Raw genomic sequence first — 421 nt, forward strand, 5'->3', positions numbered from 1 at the left:
ACCTGCGGCTGGATCACCTCCTTAATCGACGACATCAGCTGCTCCATAAGTTCCCACACGAATTGCTTGATTCATTGAAGAAGACGATAGAAGCAGCTTTAAGCTACAAGCTGATAGCTCACGCTAACAGTTGCAAGCTCGAAATTGGGTCTGTAGCTCAGTTGGTTAGAGCGCACCCCTGATAAGGGTGAGGTCGGCAGTTCGAATCTGCCCAGACCCACCAATTTTGTGTGGAAAGTACCTGTAGAAATATGGGGCCATAGCTCAGCTGGGAGAGCGCCTGCCTTGCACGCAGGAGGTCAACGGTTCGATCCCGTTTGGCTCCACCATAAACTGCTTCTGCATCGTAAAGCTTAGAAATGAGCATTCCATCAAACGATGGTGAATGTTGATTTCTGATCTTTTGATTAGATCGTTCTTT

The 421-nt window shown here is 48.0% G+C and carries 2 tRNA genes; both read left to right on the forward strand.

Annotated features, from left to right (window positions below):
- The first annotated feature begins 146 nt into the window (after positions 1-146).
- Positions 147-223, forward strand: a tRNA-Ile gene (locus GHO41_RS29560).
- Between the two features lie 30 nt (positions 224-253).
- Positions 254-329, forward strand: a tRNA-Ala gene (locus tag GHO41_RS29565).
- Positions 330-421: the final 92 nt, after the last annotated feature.

This window comes from Pseudomonas sp. FSL R10-0399 (genome assembly GCF_009600165.1).
Taxonomy (GTDB): Bacteria; Pseudomonadota; Gammaproteobacteria; order Pseudomonadales; family Pseudomonadaceae; genus Aquipseudomonas; species Aquipseudomonas helleri.